General features: G+C 62.2%; 1 protein-coding gene. It reads left to right on the top strand.

Annotated elements, in window-relative coordinates; genetic code table 11:
* Positions 1–905 (top strand): immunoglobulin-like domain-containing protein (locus KVG95_RS29605; RefSeq protein WP_217858960.1); only part of this gene is annotated, 905 nt, incomplete at both ends.

Genomic DNA, 905 nt, shown 5'->3' with positions numbered 1-905 from the left:
GCTGACACCACCAACCTGTCGCTGACTGCGACCGGTGCCGTAGATGAAGGCGGACAGATCACCTACACCGCGACCCTGACCAACGCCGCCGGCACGCCGGTCACCGTGACCTTGTCAAACGGCGCCGTGATCACCATTGAAGCGGGCAAAACCGCCGGTTCCGTGACCGTCGATGCGCCGAAAGACGACGTCTACAAAGACACCGGCACCGTTGAAGCGACCATCAAAGACGCGACCGGTGGCAACTTCGAGAACCTGGTGGCTAGCGACACCCCGGCGGTCACCACCGTCAATGACACCATCGACACCAGCACCGTTTCGCTGAGTGCCACAACGAGCGTCGCCGAAGGCGGGACTGTGGTTTACACCGCTTCCGTGTCGGCGCCGGTCACCGGTTCGCCGGTGGTCGTCACCCTCTCCAACGGCCAGACCATTACCATCCCGGTCGGATCGAGCAGCGGTTCTGTCGACTTCGTTGCGCCAAACGATACCCTCGCTGGCGGCAGCTCCCTGAGCGTCAAGATTGACGATGCCAAAGGTGGTAACTACGAGAAACTGGAAGTCGACAGCAAGTCGGCCGACACCTCGGTTACCGACACTCCTGATACAACCACTCTCAGCCTGAGCGCTACTGACTCGGTCGCTGAAGGCGGCTCCATCGTTTACACCGCGACCTTGACCAACGCCGCCGGGACTCCAGTCACCGTCACGTTGAGCAACGGCGCCGTGATCACCATCGCCGCTGGCACGACCACCGGCAGCGTGACTGTCGACGCACCGAAGGACGACGTCTACAAAGACGCCGGCCAGGTCGAAGTCACCATCAAGGATGCCGCTGGCGGCAATTTTGAGAACCTGGCGACCAACCCAGCGGCAGCGGTCACCGAGGTGACTGACACCCTCGA

The sequence above is a fragment of the Pseudomonas farris genome, from assembly GCF_019145235.1.
GTDB lineage: Bacteria > Pseudomonadota > Gammaproteobacteria > Pseudomonadales > Pseudomonadaceae > Aquipseudomonas > Aquipseudomonas farris.
The sequence above is the reverse complement of the archived record's forward strand: the minus strand, read 5'-3'. Positions and strand labels throughout refer to the sequence as shown.